General features: G+C 33.8%; 22 protein-coding genes. 20 read left to right on the forward strand and 2 right to left on the reverse strand.

Annotation, left to right across the window (positions count from 1 at the left end):
- Nucleotides 1-441 precede the first annotated feature (441 nt).
- The 8 genes from WKS98_RS08030 to rlmD are packed head-to-tail and all read left to right on the forward strand — an operon-like array spanning nucleotide 442 to nucleotide 8,846.
- Nucleotides 442-1,410, forward strand: coding sequence for a DUF2232 domain-containing protein (locus WKS98_RS08030; protein WP_498918376.1), 969 nt, complete (start codon nucleotides 442-444; stop codon nucleotides 1,408-1,410).
- Nucleotides 1,397-3,409 (forward strand): DHH family phosphoesterase, encoded by a 2,013-nt coding sequence (locus tag WKS98_RS08035; protein WP_498918377.1) that lies wholly within the window; start codon nucleotides 1,397-1,399, stop codon nucleotides 3,407-3,409. The genes WKS98_RS08030 and WKS98_RS08035 overlap by 14 nt, the downstream gene beginning before the upstream one ends.
- Complete coding sequence (gene rplI / locus WKS98_RS08040) at nucleotides 3,387-3,833, forward strand: 50S ribosomal protein L9 (protein WP_498918378.1); 447 nt, start codon at nucleotides 3,387-3,389, stop codon at nucleotides 3,831-3,833. Before WKS98_RS08035 ends, rplI begins: the two co-directional genes overlap by 23 nt.
- The gene (gene dnaB / locus WKS98_RS08045) at nucleotides 3,834-5,195 is read left to right on the forward strand and encodes a replicative DNA helicase (protein ID WP_498918380.1); all 1,362 of its coding nucleotides are present in this window, start codon (nucleotides 3,834-3,836) and stop codon (nucleotides 5,193-5,195) included.
- Nucleotides 5,182-5,796: a GNAT family N-acetyltransferase gene (locus tag WKS98_RS08050; protein ID WP_498918382.1), complete on the forward strand. Its 615-nt coding sequence runs from the start codon at nucleotides 5,182-5,184 to the stop codon at nucleotides 5,794-5,796. The genes dnaB and WKS98_RS08050 overlap by 14 nt, the downstream gene beginning before the upstream one ends.
- Complete coding sequence (locus WKS98_RS08055; RefSeq protein ID WP_498918384.1) at nucleotides 5,786-6,556, forward strand: DnaD domain protein; 771 nt, start codon at nucleotides 5,786-5,788, stop codon at nucleotides 6,554-6,556. Before WKS98_RS08050 ends, WKS98_RS08055 begins: the two co-directional genes overlap by 11 nt.
- On the forward strand, nucleotides 6,549-7,514 hold the full coding sequence (locus tag WKS98_RS08060) for an ATP-binding protein (protein WP_498918386.1): 966 nt from the start codon (nucleotides 6,549-6,551) through the stop codon (nucleotides 7,512-7,514). The genes WKS98_RS08055 and WKS98_RS08060 overlap by 8 nt, the downstream gene beginning before the upstream one ends.
- 15 nt (nucleotides 7,515-7,529) lie before the next feature.
- The gene (rlmD, locus tag WKS98_RS08065) at nucleotides 7,530-8,846 is read left to right on the forward strand and encodes a 23S rRNA (uracil(1939)-C(5))-methyltransferase RlmD (protein WP_498918388.1); all 1,317 of its coding nucleotides are present in this window, start codon (nucleotides 7,530-7,532) and stop codon (nucleotides 8,844-8,846) included.
- Nucleotides 8,847-9,069: 223 nt separating this feature from the next.
- Here the strand turns inward: rlmD and WKS98_RS08070 are convergent, their stop codons facing one another.
- Both WKS98_RS08070 and WKS98_RS08075 read right to left on the reverse strand, forming a co-directional pair.
- A complete protein-coding gene (locus tag WKS98_RS08070; protein ID WP_498918390.1) occupies nucleotides 9,070-10,308 on the reverse strand; it encodes an ImmA/IrrE family metallo-endopeptidase in 1,239 nt (412 codons plus the stop codon).
- Nucleotides 10,309-10,361: 53 nt separating this feature from the next.
- Complete coding sequence (locus tag WKS98_RS08075; protein ID WP_498918392.1) at nucleotides 10,362-10,706, reverse strand: helix-turn-helix domain-containing protein; 345 nt, start codon at nucleotides 10,704-10,706, stop codon at nucleotides 10,362-10,364.
- A 181-nt stretch (nucleotides 10,707-10,887) separates the two neighbouring features.
- On the opposite strand from WKS98_RS08075, the gene WKS98_RS08080 reads away from it, so the two are divergent.
- From WKS98_RS08080 to WKS98_RS08135, 12 genes are all read left to right on the forward strand, one after another.
- On the forward strand, nucleotides 10,888-11,112 hold the full coding sequence (locus tag WKS98_RS08080) for a hypothetical protein (RefSeq protein ID WP_019117877.1): 225 nt from the start codon (nucleotides 10,888-10,890) through the stop codon (nucleotides 11,110-11,112).
- A gap of 231 nt (nucleotides 11,113-11,343) precedes the next feature.
- Entirely contained in the window at nucleotides 11,344-11,961 is a 618-nt protein-coding gene (locus WKS98_RS08085) for an RNA polymerase sigma factor (RefSeq protein ID WP_498918393.1), read from the forward strand.
- An 85-nt stretch (nucleotides 11,962-12,046) separates the two neighbouring features.
- Complete coding sequence (locus WKS98_RS08090; RefSeq protein WP_049690754.1) at nucleotides 12,047-12,298, forward strand: hypothetical protein; 252 nt, start codon at nucleotides 12,047-12,049, stop codon at nucleotides 12,296-12,298.
- Nucleotides 12,240-12,536, forward strand: coding sequence for a hypothetical protein (locus WKS98_RS08095; protein WP_498918395.1), 297 nt, complete (start codon nucleotides 12,240-12,242; stop codon nucleotides 12,534-12,536). Before WKS98_RS08090 ends, WKS98_RS08095 begins: the two co-directional genes overlap by 59 nt.
- Complete coding sequence (locus tag WKS98_RS08100; RefSeq protein WP_498918396.1) at nucleotides 12,536-13,651, forward strand: DUF2800 domain-containing protein; 1,116 nt, start codon at nucleotides 12,536-12,538, stop codon at nucleotides 13,649-13,651. Before WKS98_RS08095 ends, WKS98_RS08100 begins: the two co-directional genes overlap by 1 nt.
- Before the next feature lie 10 nt (nucleotides 13,652-13,661).
- Nucleotides 13,662-14,204, forward strand: a complete 543-nt coding sequence (locus tag WKS98_RS08105) for a DUF2815 family protein (protein WP_498918398.1) — start codon at nucleotides 13,662-13,664, stop codon at nucleotides 14,202-14,204.
- Nucleotides 14,205-14,213: 9 nt separating this feature from the next.
- Nucleotides 14,214-14,435, forward strand: coding sequence for a hypothetical protein (locus WKS98_RS08110; protein WP_498918399.1), 222 nt, complete (start codon nucleotides 14,214-14,216; stop codon nucleotides 14,433-14,435).
- Entirely contained in the window at nucleotides 14,410-16,341 is a 1,932-nt protein-coding gene (locus WKS98_RS08115) for a DNA polymerase (RefSeq protein WP_498918401.1), read from the forward strand. The genes WKS98_RS08110 and WKS98_RS08115 overlap by 26 nt, the downstream gene beginning before the upstream one ends.
- Nucleotides 16,342-16,422: 81 nt before the next feature.
- Nucleotides 16,423-17,112 carry a Rha family transcriptional regulator gene (locus WKS98_RS08120; protein ID WP_498918403.1) on the forward strand — a complete coding sequence of 230 codons (690 nt, stop codon included), beginning with the start codon at nucleotides 16,423-16,425 and terminating at the stop codon, nucleotides 17,110-17,112.
- Nucleotides 17,084-17,284 (forward strand): hypothetical protein, encoded by a 201-nt coding sequence (locus tag WKS98_RS08125; RefSeq protein ID WP_004835125.1) that lies wholly within the window; start codon nucleotides 17,084-17,086, stop codon nucleotides 17,282-17,284. Before WKS98_RS08120 ends, WKS98_RS08125 begins: the two co-directional genes overlap by 29 nt.
- Nucleotides 17,277-17,663: a DUF7768 domain-containing protein gene (locus WKS98_RS08130; protein WP_498918405.1), complete on the forward strand. Its 387-nt coding sequence runs from the start codon at nucleotides 17,277-17,279 to the stop codon at nucleotides 17,661-17,663. Before WKS98_RS08125 ends, WKS98_RS08130 begins: the two co-directional genes overlap by 8 nt.
- A complete protein-coding gene (locus WKS98_RS08135; RefSeq protein WP_498918407.1) occupies nucleotides 17,664-19,892 on the forward strand; it encodes a phage/plasmid primase, P4 family in 2,229 nt (742 codons plus the stop codon).
- Nucleotides 19,893-19,916 lie beyond the last annotated feature (24 nt).

The raw sequence follows: 19,916 nt of genomic DNA on the forward strand, positions 1-19,916 counted from the left end.
AAGAGAGTCCCTATGGGGCTCTTTTTTTCGTTAGTTTTAAAGACCGAGTCAAGCACTCAAATTGTTAGGCTAAAAATGATTGTTACCACAATTCATACTTAATTGGAACATTTATTTTCAAGTATGGGGTTGAGTGCTCGACTTGGTATTTTGTAGAGCACATAACCAAAAGTTGTAAACCCTTCAGTCCTATACGAAGGAAAGACTCTCAGCTCTGTCATTCTGAGCAGAAAAATTTTTGAAAAAATTTTGAAGTCGAAGAATCTCGTTAACTTTCTGCTAGAAAGTTAACGCTAAATTATTATAATATTTTCTTATCTAAAGTCACACAAATCTCCAACTTCTTACTTCCCATCTCTTATCTCTTAGGTCAAGAATTCTTCGACTCCAATTTTTGCAACTTATTCGCAGTATGTTGTATAATAGTAAGGAGTTATGGAGGTGTTAACTATCGAAAATAAAGATATGATTCCGACGAACCTGGAACTTTTAGTTTCAGTACTAAGATCAATTACATTTGGAATTATTGGAACAATTTTTCCAGTGGTTTCATTTTTAATTTTCTTTATGCCTTCTCCTGCCATATGGCTTGGAGTTAAAAGAGGTGTAACTAAGGCACTACTATCCACACTTATAGTTTCTTTAGCTATGGGACTCATAGGTGGATTTACTTTTATGGCTATGTACTTATTCGTAGCAATACCAATAGTATTTATAACCATTACTTTAATAAAGGAAGAGAAAGAAAGTTATAAGATTATAGCCATTAATATGCTGGCAATAGTAATAATGGCAGTGGTATTTTTTATAAACTTCAAATACATTATGAACATTGATGTAATCACTGGTATATCAAAATCAATTGATACAGCAGCAAATGATTTTATTAAGATTATAGAAGAAAGAGGTATGCCTAACATTGCAATGAGTAGGGGAGAAATTCTAAAACTTGTTGACTTGATTAAGCTAACTCTACCAGGTTCTTCTATAATATGTGCAATATCATTTGTGTTTTTGTCTTATATATATGCACTTAATATGCTTAGAAGAGACAATTACAATGTTAAGCACAGACTTAGATTTATTGATATAAGAATGCCGAAGAAAAGTCTTATTTTAATAGTTGTAACTGGAACAGCTTTAGTCTTGCTATACTCTTTAAAGATACAATATTTTGATATAATCTTTATAAACACCGTTTCAGTAATAGGATTTTTATTTATGATGGCAGGCATATTTACAATAGACTACTACTTTATAAATAAGATGCCAAGGGCACTTCGTTTTATAATACCGATGCTTGTAATAATCTTATTTTACGGCTCATATTTGTATATGATAGTTGGACTATTGGACAGTTTTGTTAATTTTAGAAAGAGATTTGAGAGGGTAGAAAATGAAAAAATTTAATATTTTTAATTTAGGTGAATTGATACCTTTTTATATCTTTTTAGTTATACTTTCAGGTATTCTTTTTTACTACAATAAGATAATTGGTGTAATAGCCCTTATTGTTACAGCTTTTTTATTGATTTATGAAATAAGAAATCTTTCTGATAAAGAAGAGCAACTTGAAAACTATATGGAAAACTTCAACGATAAATTTGACGAGATAACGAGAAGGGCAATTTTTTCAATGCCTTTTCCACTTGCTATCTTAAACTATGAGGGAAAGATTATTTGGCATAACACCAACTTAAAGACCATGGTTGATGAAGAAGAGCCTGTGCTAAATCTCTTTATAAATGAAGTCTTTCCAGAAGTTGATGTAAAAAAGCTTCCAAAGGACAATGACTATTTAAATATTGACTATAAGGACAAGAGCTACAAGCTATATGTAAATACATTTGAAGACAAAAGACATGAAAAGAATATTTTAATCTATATAGTAGAAAGTACTAAGGAAAAGAATTTAGAAAATCTTCTTTTAGATGAATCACTAGCAGTAATTAATCTAAATGTGGACAATTATGACGAGTTAATTGAAAATACTGATAGCTCCAATACACCAATGGTAAGGGCGAAGATTGACAGTGTTATAAATAACTTTGCAAATGCACATGAAGGCTTTGCAATTAAGTATGAGCAAGAAGACTATACTATTATAATGTCATACGAAAACCTACTAAAGGCCATAAGAGGAAAGTTTTATGTACTTGATGATGTTAGGGAGATTGAAGAGGGAAATAGAATTGCAGCAACACTAAGTATTGGTGTTGGAACTTTGGAAGAGAATCCTCTTGAAGCATATAAGTCTGCCAGGGCGTGTTTAAATGTTGCCCTTGGACGTGGTGGAGACCAAGCCGTTGTTAAGCTTGAAGACCACTATGAGTACTTTGGTGGCAAGAATCAATCCGTTACTAAAAACTCAACTGTTAAGGCAAGGGTTATGGCAAATGGTATTATAAAATTACTGGAAAGATCTGGAGATGTTTTTATTATGGGCCATAGAAATCCCGACATGGACTCCCTTGGATCATGCCTTGGAGTAATGGAACTTGCAAAGAGAATGGACAAGAACTTTTATATCGTTCTAGACAGGGTAACTCCTGCAATTGAAAAGATATATAATGCACTTCTTTCAGACTATCCAAAATCTGAAGACTTTGACATAAAGGATATATTTATTAAGCCAAATGACGCTGTGAACATATGTAAAAAGGAAACTGTAGTTGTGGTTTTAGACCACCACAGCAAAAACAGTTCTGAAGCGCCGGGACTTTTGGACATTTCTAAAAATATTATTCTTATTGACCACCATAGAAGAGGTTCTGACTATATTGACAATGCAATATTAACCTACTTAGAACCTCATGCATCTTCGACTTCAGAATTAATAACAGAAATTTTATTCTATTCAACAGATAGACTAAAAATACCAAGAGTTATTGCTGAAGGACTACTTGCTGGTATAACGGTGGATACAAAGAACTTTATACTTCAAACTGGAGTTAGAACATTTGAAGCTGCATCCATATTAAAGAGACAGGGTGCGGACAGCATTAGAGTAAGACAGCTATTTAGAAATGACATTGAAACTGTTAAACACAAGGGAGAAGTTGTTTATAAATCCGAGATATATAAAGAAAAAATTGCCATTGGAACACTAGAGCAAGACTCAGACGACAATATACTTATTGCTGCACAAGCTGCAGATGAGTTACTGAACATGAATAATATCGAAGCGGCATTTGTACTTACAAATGTTAAAAATAAGATTCATATTTCCGGGCGTAGTCTTGGACAGATATCCGTACAGTTGATTCTTGAAAAGCTTGATGGTGGTGGCCACTTGACAGCGGCGGGAACTCAAATGGAAATCTCAATGGATGAGGCGATTAAAGAGCTTAAACAAGTGATAGATGAATATTTACAGGAGGACAAGGATGAAAGTAATACTGATAGATGATGTAAAAAAACTTGGGAAAAAGGGAGAGCTAGTTAACACCAAAGTTGGTTATGCGAGAAACTTTCTATTCCCAAACAATTTAGCAATAGAAGCAACCAAGGAAAACTTAGCTAATTGGGAAGAAGAACAAAAAAACATTGAAGCTAAGAAAGAAGCTGACAGACAAGAAGCTTTAAAATTAAAGGAAGAACTTGAAAACTCTCAAGTTACAATCAAAGCTAAAGCTGGCGAAGGTGATAAACTTTTTGGTGCGGTTACTGCTATGGACATCTCTAAGGCCTTGAGAGAACAAAAGGGTATGCAAATTGACAGAAAGAAGATTGAACTTAAGGAAAACATTAAAAATGTTTGTGTAGTTAAGGTTCCTGTAAAGCTTTATTATGAAGTAACTGCCGATTTAAAAGTGGAGGTTGTAAAAGCGTAAATGGAAGGAAATTTGGAAAGCAAAATATTTCCAAATGACATAAATGCTGAGATGTCCGTTTTAGGGTCTATGATTTTGGATAAACATGCCATAGATACTGCAACGGGCATTTTAAAATATGATGACTTTTATGCAGGGAAAAATGCAGAAGTCTTTAGAGGTGTAATCAACCTTTATGAAAAAGGGGAACAAATTGACTTTATCACCCTTTCTGACGAGCTTAAAAAGGAAGGAAAGCTTGATTTTGTCGGTGGAATAGAGTACCTTATGACACTTACGGAAATGGTACCAGGTCCAACCAATGTGGAAGCCTATGCGAAGATTGTTCACGAAAAGGCAACCCTTAGGTATTTGATTAGAACCTCTGATGAAGTAATGAAGATGTCATATGGAAACAAAGAAGCTATGGAAGTGTTGGAGTTTGCAGAAAGCTCCATCTATAAGTTGAGTCAGTCCAATTCAAAGTCAGATCTTGAAAAGATTTCACATCTTCTAGGAAAGACTTTGGATCAAATAAATGAAATGAGTTTAAGAGAGGGCGGAATAACAGGAATTACAACGGGACTTTCCGACCTAGACAAACAACTGTCTGGTTTTCAAAAGTCAGACCTGGTACTTATTGCCGCAAGGCCGTCCATGGGTAAGTCTACCCTAGCATTAAACATGGCCCTATCAGCTGCCCTTGAACAAAAATCAGTTGCCATCTTCTCCTTGGAAATGAGCAAGATGCAGCTAATACAAAGATTTTTATCACAGTTGTCACATATAAATCTTCAAGATATTATTAGTGGCAAGATTCCAGAAGACTCTTTTGAACAACTGGGACAGGCCATAAATATTTTGGAAGATGCACCTATCTATATAGACGATACTTCAAGTATATCTTTAACGGAACTTCGTTCAAAGGCTAGAAGGCTTTCATCTAAAGAGGGACTTGATATACTTTTTATTGACTACTTGCAGCTTATGACTGACGGTACCGGTAGAGGAGAAAATAGACAACAGGAAATTTCGAACATATCCCGTGGACTAAAGGGACTTGCAAAGGAATTAAACTGCCCAGTAATAGCTCTGTCACAGCTTTCGAGAGCCGTTGAACAGAGGTCCGACAAAAGGCCAATGCTTTCAGACATGAGGGAGTCGGGGGCAATCGAGCAAGATGCGGACATAGTTATGATGATTTATAGAGATGACTACTATAATCCTGAAACAACAGACAGACCAAATATAACTGATTTAATAATTGCAAAACATAGAAATGGACCTACAGGATCAATTCAGATGTACTTCAACAAGGAACACTCTAAATTTACCGACGTAGAGTTTGACTTTAATAATAATGGAAGTTATGGACAGGAATAGTATTATAATCAAAGACGATGATTTGGTTATTGATAAATTTACTCTTGAAGATGCCTTTTCAATGAGCAAATGGGATAACCATGACAACGAACTCTTTATTGACTACAATTTTAATGGCAATAACGAAAGCTATTTAACCCTTTGGTACCGTTCTAAGAGAATTGGTTTTCAAAATAAATATTACGGCGTAAATTTAAATGGCGAACTCATAGGTTATATTGCAATAAAAGAGATTAAATTTTTCAAAAAGACTGCTATTTTAGGTATTGTCTTTAATCCAAAGTATTCTTCCATGGGCCTTGGATATAGGTCAATGCGACTGTTTTTGGACTACTATTTTTACGAACTTAACATGAAAGAGTTAACCCTTGATGTTAATCAGTTTAACTACAGAGCCATTAATCTTTATAAAAAGCTTGGCTTTGTGTACAAGTATGAATACCTTGGTCTTTTTGAAAATCAGAATATAGATTTTACAAACCCTTTTTATGCACAGTTTAAGGATGATTTTGTTATAGATAAAGGGCGTATCTACTCTATAATTCACTTCATGACTTTAAACAAATTTGATTACGAAAGGAGTTGTAAAGATGACTTTTAACATTGACGAATTTAATATAGATTTAGGAGAAACCTCAATTGAAAATCTGTTTTTAGATTTATTTATGCCTTTAGCATCGGGAGATGATGTTAAGGTGTATCTATACCTATACAGACAGGTTACAAAAGAGGGCAATGGTTTTAAATTTGATAAAAATATAATTTCCAGAGACTTAAATATGTCTGTTGAAGAAATAGATTTGAGCATAAGGCACTGGCTTGAAGAGGGAATTATAAAAAGAGAATTAAAACCAGGCACTAACGAATACTCTTACTCCTTCTTGTCCATTAGGGAGCTACAACTGGGACAAAAATCATTTTATGAATATGACCAGAGGGACGACAATCCAAAGAGCTTTAACGAAAATGTAGAGCTGTTCAACTGGATTGAAGAATTTTTAAGTATTCCCCTTGGGGCAAGTACCATTATGGAGATAACGGAGTTTCAACAAGAGACAGGAATTGAGTCGGAGCTTATAAAAAAAGCATTTCAATACTCCTTTGATAAGAGAGAAAAGAAAAATCCAAACTATGTAATGGGAATTTTGAAAAACTGGGTTGTTGACGGAATAAAAACAGTTGCAGACTTCAACAAGATGGTAGAAGAAGAAAAGACTAGAAAAGACAATATGAAAAAGAGAAGATCCTATTACAGACCTTCAGATAGCGACAAGGCAAACAAGGAAGTGGAACAAAGTCCTGAAATGGAAAACTTAATCAAGAAACTGAGAGAGAAAAAAAGGAACTTAAGTGATGAATGAATACGATAAAGCGGGAAAAATTTTAGAACAGAGAAGACTTCAAGAAGCCACCCTTCAAGAAGAGAGAATAAAAGAAGTTTCTGAAAAAATCCCCGAATACGATTACTTAACAAAAAAAATCAGTCAACTTAATATAAAATATATCTATGAGATGAGAAGTCCATCAAAGGAAAAAGTTCAAGGGATTTTAGATGAAATAGAATCTTTAAAAGAAGAGAGGGAAAATCTCCTAGTTAAAAATGGATTTCCAAAGGACTACACCGAAAGAAAATATTTTTGTGAAATTTGCAAGGATGAAGGCCATGTCAATGGAACAATTTGCAAATGTAAAAAAGATTTGGTAGTAAAAGAAAAAATAAAATCATCTTCACTTCATTCTGGAATTAAAGAGCAAAATTTTGAAAATTTTAACTTTGAAATTTTTTCCGACGAAAAAGAAGAAAATAAACCACTAAGTCCCAGGGACCTTGCAAAGTTTTATTATGAAGAATTTAAAGAGTACTGTGAAAACTTTTCAAAAGACTCACGCTCGTTATTTATTTCAGGGCCAGTGGGCACGGGCAAGACATATTTTTGTAACTGCATTTCATATGAACTGGTCAAGAAAAATGTAAACGTGGTCTACTTAACTGCGCCGGATCTAATGAAGAGGCTTAGAAATTATAATCTTGGTTCATTTGAGTTTGAAGAACAGTACAGACAGGACTATGACCTTATTGTGGACTCAGACCTTTTAATCATTGACGACTTAGGGTCAGAACAGGTTAGCCAGTACAATATGGCAAGTCTTTTCAACCTTATTAACGAAAGGCTTATAAGAAAAAAACCGGTCATAATCTCAACTAATGTTTCATTTAACGACATTAGAGACTTATATGACGAAAGAATTTACTCAAGACTAAAGTCATATGAACTATGCACCATGTATGGCGATGACTTGAGAGACAGAGTATATTAATCCATAGGAGAAGAAATGGATAAAATTATAGAAAATTTAGAAATCATCGATATTACAGAAGAAGGTAAGGGCGTGGCAAAAGCTTCACGCAGAGTTTACTTTGTTGAAAACGCAAGCCTTGGAGAAGTAATAGATGCAAAAATTACAAAAGAGAAGAAAAATTTCATAGAAGCGGCAAAAATAAGGACTTTAAAACAAAGTCCTTATTTTGTAGAACCTATTTGTCCCTACTTTGACAACTGCGACGGATGCACGACTATGAACTTGAGCTACGAAAAAGAATTGGAATTAAAAGTTCAAATGGTAAAGGATAAGCTTGAGAGAATTGGTAAGACAAAAGTAGATGATTGCGACATAATAAAATGCCCAAATAGAAAAAACTTTAGAAATAAAATTGAACTGAAAGTAAACGCCCGGGGAGAACTTGGATACTATCTTTCAAGAAGCCACAGCCTTGTTAGCATAGACAAATGTATTGTAGCAGGAGAAAACACCAATAAGTTAATACCCGTAATAGAAGAAAAAATAAAAGAGCTTGGACTAAAGGGCTATGACAGAAAGAGTAAAGTTGGAGAAATAAAAAACATTACCATTAGAGAAAATAAGTTAGGGGAGCTACAAGTAACATTAACCCTTTCAGAACTTAATAAAAAAGTGAAGAAGCTATTTGAAAAACTTATGGAAGTGGAAAATATAATTGAAATTCACTACTCCATAAATAAAGATCCACGCTCCGAGATAATGAAAGATACTATTTTAGTCCATAGAAAAAGAGAATACCAAGATAGTATTGAAAAGCTTCAATTTAAAATATCACCAAGATCCTTCTTTCAAACAAATAGCATTATGACAGGAGAGCTTTATAAAGAAGCAGTTCGTCAAATGAATTTAACAGGAGAAGAAAAACTTTTGGATCTATACTGCGGCATAGGAAGCACAAGCCTATACTTTGCCAACTACGCTAAAGAAGTTATCGGCGTAGAAGTTGTAAAAGATGCAGTAGATGACGCTGTTTTAAATGCAGAATTAAATGAAATAGACAATGTGAAATTTATCCTCGGAAAGAGTGAAGATAAAATTTCAAAATACTTAAAAGATGTGGACATCTTGGTAGTAGATCCACCAAGAAAGGGACTGGATAAAAAAGTAATAGAAGAAGTTTCAAAGTCCAACATAGAAAAAACAATGTATATCTCCTGCAACCCAAGCACCTTAGCAAGAGACGTGGCGCTTTTTAGAGAAATAGGATTTGAAATTAAAGAAGTGAAACTAGTGGATATGTTTAGTAATAATTTACACGTGGAGAGTGTAGTATTGATGTCAAGAAAATAGAATAACAAGCTATAAAACTGTTGAAATCAATGGCTTTTGGGGTTTTAGAAGAAATCCTAAAAGCCATTTCTCTATTAGAAAAACACCTTGTGGGAATATATTAATAGTAAAAGTCGTAGGGGTGTGTAGACAGAATAGATATTTATAGGGAGAGTGGACAGAATAGACATGTAAAATAAATTAAAAAAGAGCTAGCAAAAAATAAATAGGCTAGTTCTTTTAGTTAGAAAGGAAGTTGATCATCACTTGGAAAATCAAATCCTGAATTAGAATCATCAGTAAAATCTTTATTGTATTCACTGTGGTCGCATAAGATTCCATCTATAAAAAATCTTGTTTTAGCCCCACAAGTTTCGCAGTATCTGGCATTACTTGGGTTATGATGTATTTCACCATCAAAACCATTAAAATTCTGAGTATGAATTCCTTCACAATCATTATATAAGTTCGTTCCACATATTTTGCAAAATAATGCATCATCACTAAATTCTTCATTTCCACATTTAGGACAAATTTTTACTTTCATTGTTGATTCATCAAATTCTACACCATCTTCATAAAGCATATCTCGTTCACCTCTTTTTTCTGTAATCTCTTTAATATAATCTTTCATTGTAGTGGGACTTCCACATGTTGAGCAGTAATAATCAGTTAGTCTAACTTCGTGATCCTTGTTATCAGAACAAGAGTTATATATAGGAACCCCACATATAGGACAAAATTTTGCATGACGGTTAAAGTTGTTATGACCACATATAATACAAGTACTATACTTAATAGAATTGTTACTATCAGATAAACGCTTATATTTAAATCCAAAAGCTAAAGATTTAGAACCACAATTAGCACAATAGTCTGTTCCTTTTTCGTGTTCAACACCACACTCAGGGCAATATATACTGAGAGGATTAAATGTGTTTTTGAAAAAAGCTAACATAGAATTAGAAAAATCTCTTAAATCTCTTGATATATATTTTAATCTTACTTCTGCAGCATTATAAGTAATTTCAAATAAACTAGAAAGCGTAGAAGGATTTTCCTTTTTTTCAAATGCTACAACTTGTTCAGCAAGTGGTGCAGGTGTTAGTAAATTTCTAGCAAAATTATTTGCTTCTTTTTCAAGTTCTTTGTATTTATGTTTACCAACACCCTTTCTGGATAGAACATCAACACCATACATTTGGTGATGACCAATAAAAATATGTCCTAGTTCATGAGCGATGGTAAATCTAATCCAGTTCTCAGTTTTATCCACGTCATTATAATAAATAATATACTTATTTGTATCGTGTCTATAACTACAAGCGCCTAAATCACTATCGAAAAAATCAATCACATCTTGTAAAGAACAGTTAGCATCATTCATATATTCAGAGTAAGTTTTTACACTGATTTCATTGCTAAAGTAATCAATAATTTTATTTAAATCAATAGGAATTTCAGAGATTTCGGCATCTTCCAATAATTCATATGATTTCTCTAGGGAAATCTTATAATCTGGAGCATACCTCACTATTACATATCTCCATTTGCATTGCCGAATTCTTCTTCAAAATGCTTCTTTAATACCTTTAACATCTCTTCTTTTTTTCCTTGATCCATGTTTCTTGCTGCTCTTTGAATAATACGAATTTCTGGTTCATCATCTATTTGCTTATTTAAGGCAAGCAGATAATTATAGTCGACTTGTAGAACTTCAGATATAGCCTTAAGAGTGTTATTATCTGGAGTTATTTTATCGTCGTTTTCAATTCTTGAAACTGTAGAATTACTAATTTTTACTTTTTTTGCCAATTCACGCTGAGATATTCCTAGTTTTTCACGTCTATTGGATATAACCTTTCCCAAAGTATCTTTCATAAAACTTCCTCCTTGTAATAAATTATACCACAAGTGTTGCATGTAATCAACACTTGTGGTATAATTTATGTTGAATAGATGGAACGAGATAACTTCTATATTTTTTTAAGTTGAGCGTTCCATTAAATCAACAACAAGAAAGAAGTTATTTTATCACAAGCTAAAATATAAAGAAAGGAAGATGCCTATTAAAGAAATTCAAGAAGTAAAAGATGCAAATAATAAACTTATTTGTAAAATTGAAGCAGAAACTGGGATATTACAAAATATCTATAAAAAACAAGAAATTAAAGTTAGACTTGAAGTCGGACAAAGTATTGAACTAGCTAGAGGTGGATGTATCACCTTAGTTAAAAGAATAGATAAAACAGAGTACGACATAAAGAGTTACAAAAAATCAGCATAAATTTTTAAGAGCTGCAAGACGGCCTAATTTATCTTAACGGATGAATTAGGCTTTTTTTATTACAAATTATATCAAGCCTGATTAGCTATAAGGGCGTGAGATACACATATAAACTAATTTCAATCAATTTTGAAAGAAGTATATGGAGTACCTCTAGTTTCTTATAGCCTTTTTTAGGTGAAAGACAACTATGCTCCATAAACTGTAGGTAAAATTTGTATTTCTCGCTCCTTGCTATCAGGCAAGAAAGCGAGGAATATTTTGAAAATTAGAAAGACTAGATCGGACGAAAGAACCATGTATGTTTATAGGTTTGCAGATGAAACAAAAGTGGAACTAAAACCAGGAAAAGATGGGATAACAGAAGTGGACATCAAAAAACTACATGCTTTAGATGATAGTGAAGTTTACTATAACAACAAGAATCTAAGACCTGAACGAACTAAAGAAGAGAAAGCTGAAATAGATGCGTGGAAACAAGAATTTATAAGCGGCTTTAAGAAGAGTCATGGATACGAACCTAATGAGGATTTGTTAAAAGGAGAAGTAGAGGAAAGATTCCCAAGAAATTATAACTTATCTCTTGATTTCGATAACGATGGGGATATTGATCCAGATAAAAGATTAATAGCAACTATTAAATCCAAAGACATGAATGAAGAATTTGAATGGTCGGAGCATATGGAAGATATACTTTCTTTATTAACGGATAAACAGCGATTAGTAATCAAGTTGATGTATGTAGATGGATACAAGCAGTCAGAAATTGCAGATTTAATGAACATATCTTCAGCTGCGGTTAAGAAACATTTGGATAAGGCAAAAGAAACAATCAAAAATAATTTTTAAATATTTTAGGACGAGGTTAAAAACTCGTCCTTTTTCTTTGCCTGTGATTTGTAAGGGAGATGACCCTTTCAGAAAGGAGGCAAACATGAGGCACAAAATAATCATTAATGTAACAAATGAGAAAGGACAAAAAACAAATGTCCTTAAAGGTGCAGTCGGGAAAATTCCAAACAGATTAATAAAATTTTTGTTTGGAGATTACAGACAAATTTATCTATTAGACCCTGGGATGACAGTTGATTCAGTGGATGTTAGAGAAATCGAGAAAGGAGAAAAAAGTGTCAAGAATAAAGCTACTAATGGAAATCAAAGAAGATGCAGAGAATCTTGCATCTAGTATAGGTGTCCTTCTCACAGCACTAGAAAGTGATGAGGTACTACCTAAAGAAGAAAAGGTAAAACAAGAAGAAAAGATTTATGAGATTGAAGATGTTAGAAAGATATTAGCTTATAAATCAAGATTAGGTCATACGGCTAAGATAAGAGAACTCTTAGAAAAGTATGGGGCTAAAAAGTTATCTGAGATTGATCCGAGTAACTATAAAAACTTGGTGGCAGATGTGGAGAAACTCTGATGGGTGATCACGCAATATTGTCTGCCTCAAGTAGTTCACGTTGGATTCACTGCCCACCAAGCGTTAGGCTTTCTGAAAAATATGCAGATGAATCTACTAGTCCGTATGCACTTGAAGGCACATCGGCTCATGCCTTAGCAGAATATAAACTAAAAAAGATATTAGGCTTAGATATCAAAGACCCAACAGAGGATTTAGATTTTTATGATGAAGAAATGGATGAGCTAACTGAGGGATATGCTTCATATGTGACAGAAGTAATAAGTAGGTACGAAAGCCCAGCCGTCTTTGTGGAAGAAAGACTTGACCTATCAGACTATGTTAAGGAGTCCTTTGGCACAGCTGACTGTGTAGTTGTTGGAGGAAAAGAACTTCATGTAATAGATCTAAAGTATGGTCAGGGAGTTTTAGTAGATGCTAAAGAGAATTCACAACTCATGTTATATGGACTTGGTGCTCTAATTCTCTTCGATGGAATTTATGATATTGAAAATGTAATACTTCATATCTATCAACCAAGAAGATGCAATATCTCAACTTATGAAATCAATAAGATAGAACTTTATGAGTGGGGAGAAACCATAAGAGAAATTGCTGAGAAAGCCTATAAAGGCGAGGGGGAATTCTCTTGTGGAGAATGGTGCATTTTCTGCAAAGCTAAGAATAAATGCAGGAAAAGAGCAGAAGAAAATCTAAAACTAGCACAAGAAGAATTTATTCTACCACCAGAACTATCTGATGATGAAATTGAAGAGATTCTACCAAAACTAGATGAAATGGAACAATGGGTCAAAGACATCAAGGCTTACGCTTTAGAAAGAGCAATGAAGGGTCATAGATGGAAGGATCTAAAACTTGTCGAAGGTAGGTCTAATAGGAAATACCGAGATGAAGATGAAGTTGTAAAAAAAGTAAAAGAACTGGGATTCAATCCCTTTGAAGAAAAGTTACTTGGCATCACAGCTATGACTAAGTTACTAGGTAAGAAAGTCTTTGATGAAAATATCAGCGACTTATTAGAAAAACCAAAAGGAAAGTTAACCTTAGTAAGCATTGATGACAAGAGGGAAGAAGTAAAAATTGACAATGTTAAAGAAGAATTTGGAGGTAAATAATATGTCAAATATGAATAAAACAAAAGTAATTACAGGTGAGGTTAGATTAAGCTATGCAAATGTTTGGGAACCAAAGTCAATCAATGGTGGTAAAGAAAGGTACTCAGTATCTGTCATTATCCCAAAGAGCGACCAAAAGACAATTGAGAAAATTGAAAAAGCAGTAGATGCTGCTATTGATGAAGGGCTTTCTAAATTTAATGGTAAGAAACCAAATAAAAAAGCTATCAAACTTCCATTAAGGGATGGTGACACAGAAAAAGATGATGAGGCATATGCAGATGCATACTTCTTAAATGCCAACTCTATGACAGCACCTCAAATTGTGGATAGAAATGTAGAACCTATTCTTGATAGAAGTGAAGTCTACTCAGGGGTTTATGCGAGGGTATCCCTTAACTTTTATGCCTACAACGTAAATGGCAATAAGGGCGTTGCCGTAGGTCTTGGAAATATTCAAAAACTAAGAGATGGGCAACCTCTAGGAAATAGGTCTAATGCAACAGATGACTTTGATGCCATGGACGATGATGATGAAGATTTCTTAGCATAGGAGGAAGAAATGGAATATTTTATAACAGCGTCTATATTAGGAATCTGGGCATTTGTTTGGTACAAGTTTGGATATGTCCAAGCTGAGTTAAAAGAATCAAACACAAGAATTAGAGAAATATATAGAAAAATTAAATTTGGTATAGAAGATATTAAACGTGAAGTTAAGGAATGCAAAAGGCTATTAGAAGAATTAAGTGATAAATATGAAGAGAATATCAATAGACCTTGAAACCTATTCTTCAGTTGATTTAGGAAAAAGTGGTGTATATAAATATGCTGAGAGTGAGGATTTTGAAATCCTCCTCTTTGCATATTCATTAAATGATGAGAAAGTACAAGTTATTGATTTAGCAAGTGGAGATATTATTCCTGAAGAAATATTATCGGCACTTAGTGATGAAAGCATAGAAAAGTGGGCCTTTAACGCAAACTTTGAAAGGGTGTGTCTATCTAGATTTTTAGGCAAGAGATTGAAACCTCAAGGCTGGCACTGCACTATGATTTGGGCAGCCTATCTTGGATTACCTTTATCGCTTGAAAAAGTTGGAGAGGTTTTGAAGCTAGATAAGCAAAAGATGAATGAAGGGAAGGCCCTTATAAGATATTTTTCTATTCCATGTAAACCTACTAAGACCAATGGTATGAGGACAAGAAATCTACCACATCACGATTTAGAAAAGTGGTCTACCTTTAAGGAATATAACCAAAGAGATGTGGAAACAGAAATGGCGATTAAGAAAAAACTATCAGCCTTTCCTATGCCTCAATCAGAATGGGAAAACTACTGGATAGACCAAAACATCAATGACAGAGGAATTTTAATTGATGAAGTTTTAGTTGATTCAGCTATTAAATTTGATGAGATATTACGAGATAAAAACATGGATATAGCCATAGGATTAACTGGTCTTGAAAATCCAAACTCTCCCTTACAGCTAAAAGAATGGCTTAATAAAAAAGGCTTAGAGATAGATTCCTTAGCTAAGAAAGATGTAGAGTCTGCTCTTAAAAATGCTGAAGGTCATATTAAAGAAGTTTTGGAACTTAGACAAGAACTATCTAAGTCTTCAGTTAGAAAATATGATGCTATGAAAAATGTAAAAGGAAAAGACAATCGAGCAAGAGGTCTGATCCAATTTTATGGAGCAAATAGAACTGGAAGATATTCAGGAAGGCTTATTCAAGTTCAAAATCTAAGAAGAAATAATCTAAAGGATTTAGAACTTGCTAGGAGTCTTGTAAAAAATAGAGATTATGAAACTATGGAAATTCTCTATGAATCCCCGTCTGATATTTTATCCCAACTAATAAGGACAGCCTTCATACCAAAAGAAGGCACTAGATTTATTATTTCAGACTTTTCAGCAATAGAGGCTCGTGTTCTTGCATGGCTTGCAGGAGAACAATGGGTGCTGGATGCATTTGAAAATGGAGAAGATATCTATTGTAGAACGGCATCTAGGATGTTTGGAGTGCCAATTGAAAAGCATGGAATAAACGGTCACCTTAGACAAAAAGGAAAGATAGCTACTTTAGCCTGCGGTTATCAAGGGGCATTAGGTGCTCTAAAAGCAATGGGTGGAATTGAGATGGGTTTATCTGAAGATGAGCTTCAATCAATAGTCGATTCCTGGCGAGAGGCAAATCCAAATATAGTAAGTCTTTGGTGGGACATAGATTCAGTCGTAAAAAGAGTTGTAAAGACTAGAACTAAAGAAGAATATAAGAACCTAGTTATTAGTTATGAAAAGGGGATTCTCTTTATAGAACTACCTTCAAAAAGAAGTCTTGCTTATCCAAAGGCAAAAATCGGGACGAATCGATTTGGTGGAGAGTCAATTGTCTATGAAGGAATCGTAGTAGGAAATAAGTGGGACAAGATAGAATCCTACGGAGGAAAGTTTGTAGAGAATATAGTTCAAGCAATAGCCAGAGATATTTTAGCAGAGGCTATGATGAGACTTGAGAAAAAAGGATTTAATATCGTCATGCATATCCATGATGAAGTTGTAATAGAAAGTGATTCATCTAGTATCGAAGAAATAAATGAAATCATGTCCTTAGTACCTAGTTGGGCACATGGACTTATCTTAGATGCAGATGGGTTTGAAAGTGAATTTTATAAAAAAGATTAAAGAGGGGGTTAAAAATCTCCTCTATTTCTTTGCCTGTGATTTAGGAGGGAAACCTCTTAAAAATTCACAGGAGGTAATTCAATGAAGGAATTAATACCAAAGAACGATTATGGAATATTTGCAGATCACAATGATGTTGCAAGAGTGGACAGTAGATTTGTAGCAGAGTTTTTTGAAAAGAGGCACTCTAATGTTATAAGAGATATACAAACAATCACTCAACCCAAATCTGGGCTCAGTGAAGAATTTACTGAACTCAATTTTGAGCTCAGCAGTTATAAGGATGTAACTGGAAGAAATCTACCATGTTATTTATTAACTAGAGATGGATTTACTATTTTAGCTATGGGTTACACTGGCAAAAAAGCCATGAAATTTAAAGAGCTCTATATTAAGAAATTTAACGAGATGGAAGAATTCATAAAGACTCTAGTATCAGCTAGAAATGAATTCCCTCTTTTAACTGAGAATATAAGATTGCTTCATGACAATCCAAAAGCTTATCACTTTAGTAATGAGTGTAACATGCTGAATCGTATCGTTTTAGGTAAGAGTGCAAAAGAATTTAGATTAGAAAATGATATACCAAAAGGAAAAAGTATAAGACCATATCTGAATCAATCACAAATAGATATGATTGAAACCTTGCAAAAGGTAGATATTGGTTTATTAGTAGCATTTCCTAATTATCAAGAAAGAAAGAAACACCTTGAATGGTACAAGCAAAAATTGGAGGTACAAAATGTTTTATGTGAAAGAAAAAATCAATGATTCTATGGAAATAAGCATTGAAATAAATGATGAGAATGTCTTTTGCACCTGTCCAAAGTGTGGAAAAGAAGTTCGAGTAGAATTAAATAAAGTATTGGAAGATGGCGATTTATTTTCTACTCAAGTTTGCTGTAATACTTGTAGTGAAACAATGAGGGATATTTATGAATAAAAAACTATACAACAGGAGTGGGTGCAAGGATCCCACTCCTTATCAAGCAATTAAAAATGCAGAGAAGAGATACTATCCCCTGGTATATATCTGCAGTCCATTTTCTGAAGATGTAGAAAATAATGTAATCAAGGCACAGAAGTATTCTCGCTATGCCTTGGATAGAGGAAATATACCAATAGCACCACATCTTTTATTTCCTCAGTTTATGAGTGATGAAAGTGAGAGAAGACTCGCCATGCATTTTAATTACGTCCTTCTTGGAAAATGTGAAGAAGTATGGGTCTTTGGTGACTATATAAGCCAAGGTATGGCTGAAGAAATAAGAGTCGCTGAAAAGAGAAAAATGAAGATTCGTTATATAAAGGAGGTAGCCTAATTGAAAATATACACCTCAAATTTAATAGGAGTGGAGTCAAACTGTATTTATCCAAATGAGGTTAATGCAGTAGATGTTAGGTCTTTTGAGAAAGCAGCGAGTTTTGATCATGTAATGGCTAAGTATAAAAACTCCTACAGGTCCAATGATAATTTTATAGAGTCAGAATGCATTCCCATGGATATAGACAACGACCATTCAGAAAATCCAGACGATTGGATTTCAATGAATGATTTAAAGAGAATATTTGATGGAGTTAAATTTGCCATAGTTTACAGCAGAAACCATAGAAAAGAAAAAAATGGAAAAGCTGCAAGACCAAGGATGCACATATATTTTCCAATTCCTAAGATCACAAATTTAGATGAATATGTAGGAATAAAAGAAAGGCTCGCAGAGGCCTATACTTTCTTCGATGGTAATGCTTTAGATGGGGCGAGATTTTTCTTTGGAGTTAAGAATCCTTCTGTTGAAATAGTTAGGGGGAGGAAATATATAACTGATATTTTAAAAGATGACTTTGAGGATTTTGATAACTCTCAAGACTTAATTCAGCAAGGTTCTAGAAATTCAACTATGAATCATTTTGCTGGTAGGGTTCTAATTCGATATGGAAATACAGATGAGGCGAGAGAACTATTTGATAAAAAAGCTAGTCTTTGCTCACCACCACTCCCAGATGATGAACTGGAACAAATATGGAGGTCTGCTTGTAAATTCTATAAAAAAGTAGCAGAAAGTGAAGATTATGTTCCACCTGAAGAATATACTGAAGGCATAAATTTAAGACCGTCAGAATTTTCAGACATAGGTCAAGCAGAAGTTTTTGTAAGAGAATATCAAGACAGAATTCGATTTTCTCCTTCTACAGGTTTTCTTGTTTACAACGACTCTTACTGGGAGGAATCTGAACTAAAAGCGCAAGGATATTCTCAAGATTTGGTTTTAAAACAGATAGAGGAAATAGACAATGAACTTTTGAAAATGGATGAAGACATTAAGAAATCTGGAGTTAGGGATATTATGTCCTCAATGAGTGAGAAAAAGGCAATGGAGGTTTTTGATAAAAATCAAAAATCTATATACTATAAATTAACTTCGCTTGAGGCTTATAAGAAATATGCAGTAAAACGAGGGGACACCAGAGCCATCCATGCAACATTAAAAGAATCAAAACCCATGCTTGAAATAGACCAAAGAGAACTTGATACAGATGAATTCTTGTTAAACACTCCGTCATTTACAGTTGATTTAAAAACTGGAGAATATAGAGACCATAAGGCAGATGATTATATAACCAAAGAAACCTCTGTAGATCCTAGTGATGAAAATATGGATATATGGCTTGATGCCTTAGAGACATTTTTTGTAAAAGATAGTGAACTTATAGAATACGTTCAGAAAGTAGCAGGAATTTCTCTTATTGGAAAAGTATATATTGAGGCTCTCATTATTGCTTATGGTGATGGAAGAAATGGAAAGTCTACATTTTGGAATACTATCTCAAGAGTTCTTAATCTATATAGTGGGTCAATCTCGGCAGATATTCTTACTGTTAATTCTAAGAGAAATGCTAAACCAGAACTTGCTGAAACAAGAGGCAAAAGACTTTTAATTGCAGCAGAACTTCAAGAAGGACTAAGATTAAATACTTCAAATGTAAAACAGCTTTGTTCTACAGATGAAATTGTAGCAGAGAAAAAATATCGAGATCCATTTAAGTTCATACCTTCTCATACCCTTGTCCTATATACTAATCACCTACCAAAGGTTGGTGCTTTGGATGAAGGAACTTGGAGGAGACTTATTGTAATTCCATTCGAGGCAAAGATAGAGGGTAGTAGTGATATTAAAAACTACACTGATTATTTAGTAGATAAGGCTGGAGGAGCAGTTCTCAATTGGTTAATTGAGGGTGCTAAAAAAGCTATTGATGAAGATTTTAAATTCAGCCTACCTAAAAAAGTGGCTGATGCCATCAATGAATATAAAGAATCGAATAACTGGTTCAAGCATTTCTTAAATGAGTGCTGTGAGATTGATTCATCCTATGAAGAAAAGTCTGGAGAAGTCTATCAAGAATATAGAGCCTATTGTTTAAGAACTGGAGATTATGTAAGATCTACAACAGATTTTTATTCTGCTTTGTCGTCCAATGGATTTAATAGGGTAAAACTTCGTGATGGAATTAAGATTCAAGGACTAAAGTTAAAAAGTGACTTTGTGTAAATTTAGGCATTGTGCAAGTCTCGA

The sequence above is a fragment of the Lagierella sp. ICN-221743 genome, assembly GCF_037890055.1.
Lineage (GTDB): Bacteria > Bacillota > Clostridia > Tissierellales > Peptoniphilaceae > Mediannikoviicoccus.

What these genes read in the sequence shown, in the direction of transcription:
- WKS98_RS08035 (WP_498918377.1), top strand. Translation starts at nt 1,397, where the DNA reads ATGAAAAAATTTAATATTTTTAATTTAGGTGAATTGATACCTTTTTAT.
- rplI (WP_498918378.1), top strand. Translation starts at nt 3,387, where the DNA reads ATGAAAGTAATACTGATAGATGATGTAAAAAAACTTGGGAAAAAGGGA.
- dnaB (WP_498918380.1), top strand. Translation starts at nt 3,834, where the DNA reads ATGGAAGGAAATTTGGAAAGCAAAATATTTCCAAATGACATAAATGCT.
- WKS98_RS08050 (WP_498918382.1), top strand. Translation starts at nt 5,182, where the DNA reads ATGGACAGGAATAGTATTATAATCAAAGACGATGATTTGGTTATTGAT.
- WKS98_RS08055 (WP_498918384.1), top strand. Translation starts at nt 5,786, where the DNA reads ATGACTTTTAACATTGACGAATTTAATATAGATTTAGGAGAAACCTCA.
- WKS98_RS08060 (WP_498918386.1), top strand. Translation starts at nt 6,549, where the DNA reads ATGAATGAATACGATAAAGCGGGAAAAATTTTAGAACAGAGAAGACTT.
- rlmD (WP_498918388.1), top strand. Translation starts at nt 7,530, where the DNA reads ATGGATAAAATTATAGAAAATTTAGAAATCATCGATATTACAGAAGAA.
- WKS98_RS08075 (WP_498918392.1), bottom strand. Translation starts at nt 10,706, where the DNA reads ATGAAAGATACTTTGGGAAAGGTTATATCCAATAGACGTGAAAAACTA.
- WKS98_RS08080 (WP_019117877.1), top strand. Translation starts at nt 10,888, where the DNA reads ATGCCTATTAAAGAAATTCAAGAAGTAAAAGATGCAAATAATAAACTT.
- WKS98_RS08090 (WP_049690754.1), top strand. Translation starts at nt 12,047, where the DNA reads ATGAGGCACAAAATAATCATTAATGTAACAAATGAGAAAGGACAAAAA.
- WKS98_RS08100 (WP_498918396.1), top strand. Translation starts at nt 12,536, where the DNA reads ATGGGTGATCACGCAATATTGTCTGCCTCAAGTAGTTCACGTTGGATT.
- WKS98_RS08105 (WP_498918398.1), top strand. Translation starts at nt 13,662, where the DNA reads ATGAATAAAACAAAAGTAATTACAGGTGAGGTTAGATTAAGCTATGCA.
- WKS98_RS08110 (WP_498918399.1), top strand. Translation starts at nt 14,214, where the DNA reads ATGGAATATTTTATAACAGCGTCTATATTAGGAATCTGGGCATTTGTT.
- WKS98_RS08115 (WP_498918401.1), top strand. Translation starts at nt 14,410, where the DNA reads ATGAAGAGAATATCAATAGACCTTGAAACCTATTCTTCAGTTGATTTA.
- WKS98_RS08120 (WP_498918403.1), top strand. Translation starts at nt 16,423, where the DNA reads ATGAAGGAATTAATACCAAAGAACGATTATGGAATATTTGCAGATCAC.
- WKS98_RS08125 (WP_004835125.1), top strand. Translation starts at nt 17,084, where the DNA reads ATGTTTTATGTGAAAGAAAAAATCAATGATTCTATGGAAATAAGCATT.
- WKS98_RS08130 (WP_498918405.1), top strand. Translation starts at nt 17,277, where the DNA reads ATGAATAAAAAACTATACAACAGGAGTGGGTGCAAGGATCCCACTCCT.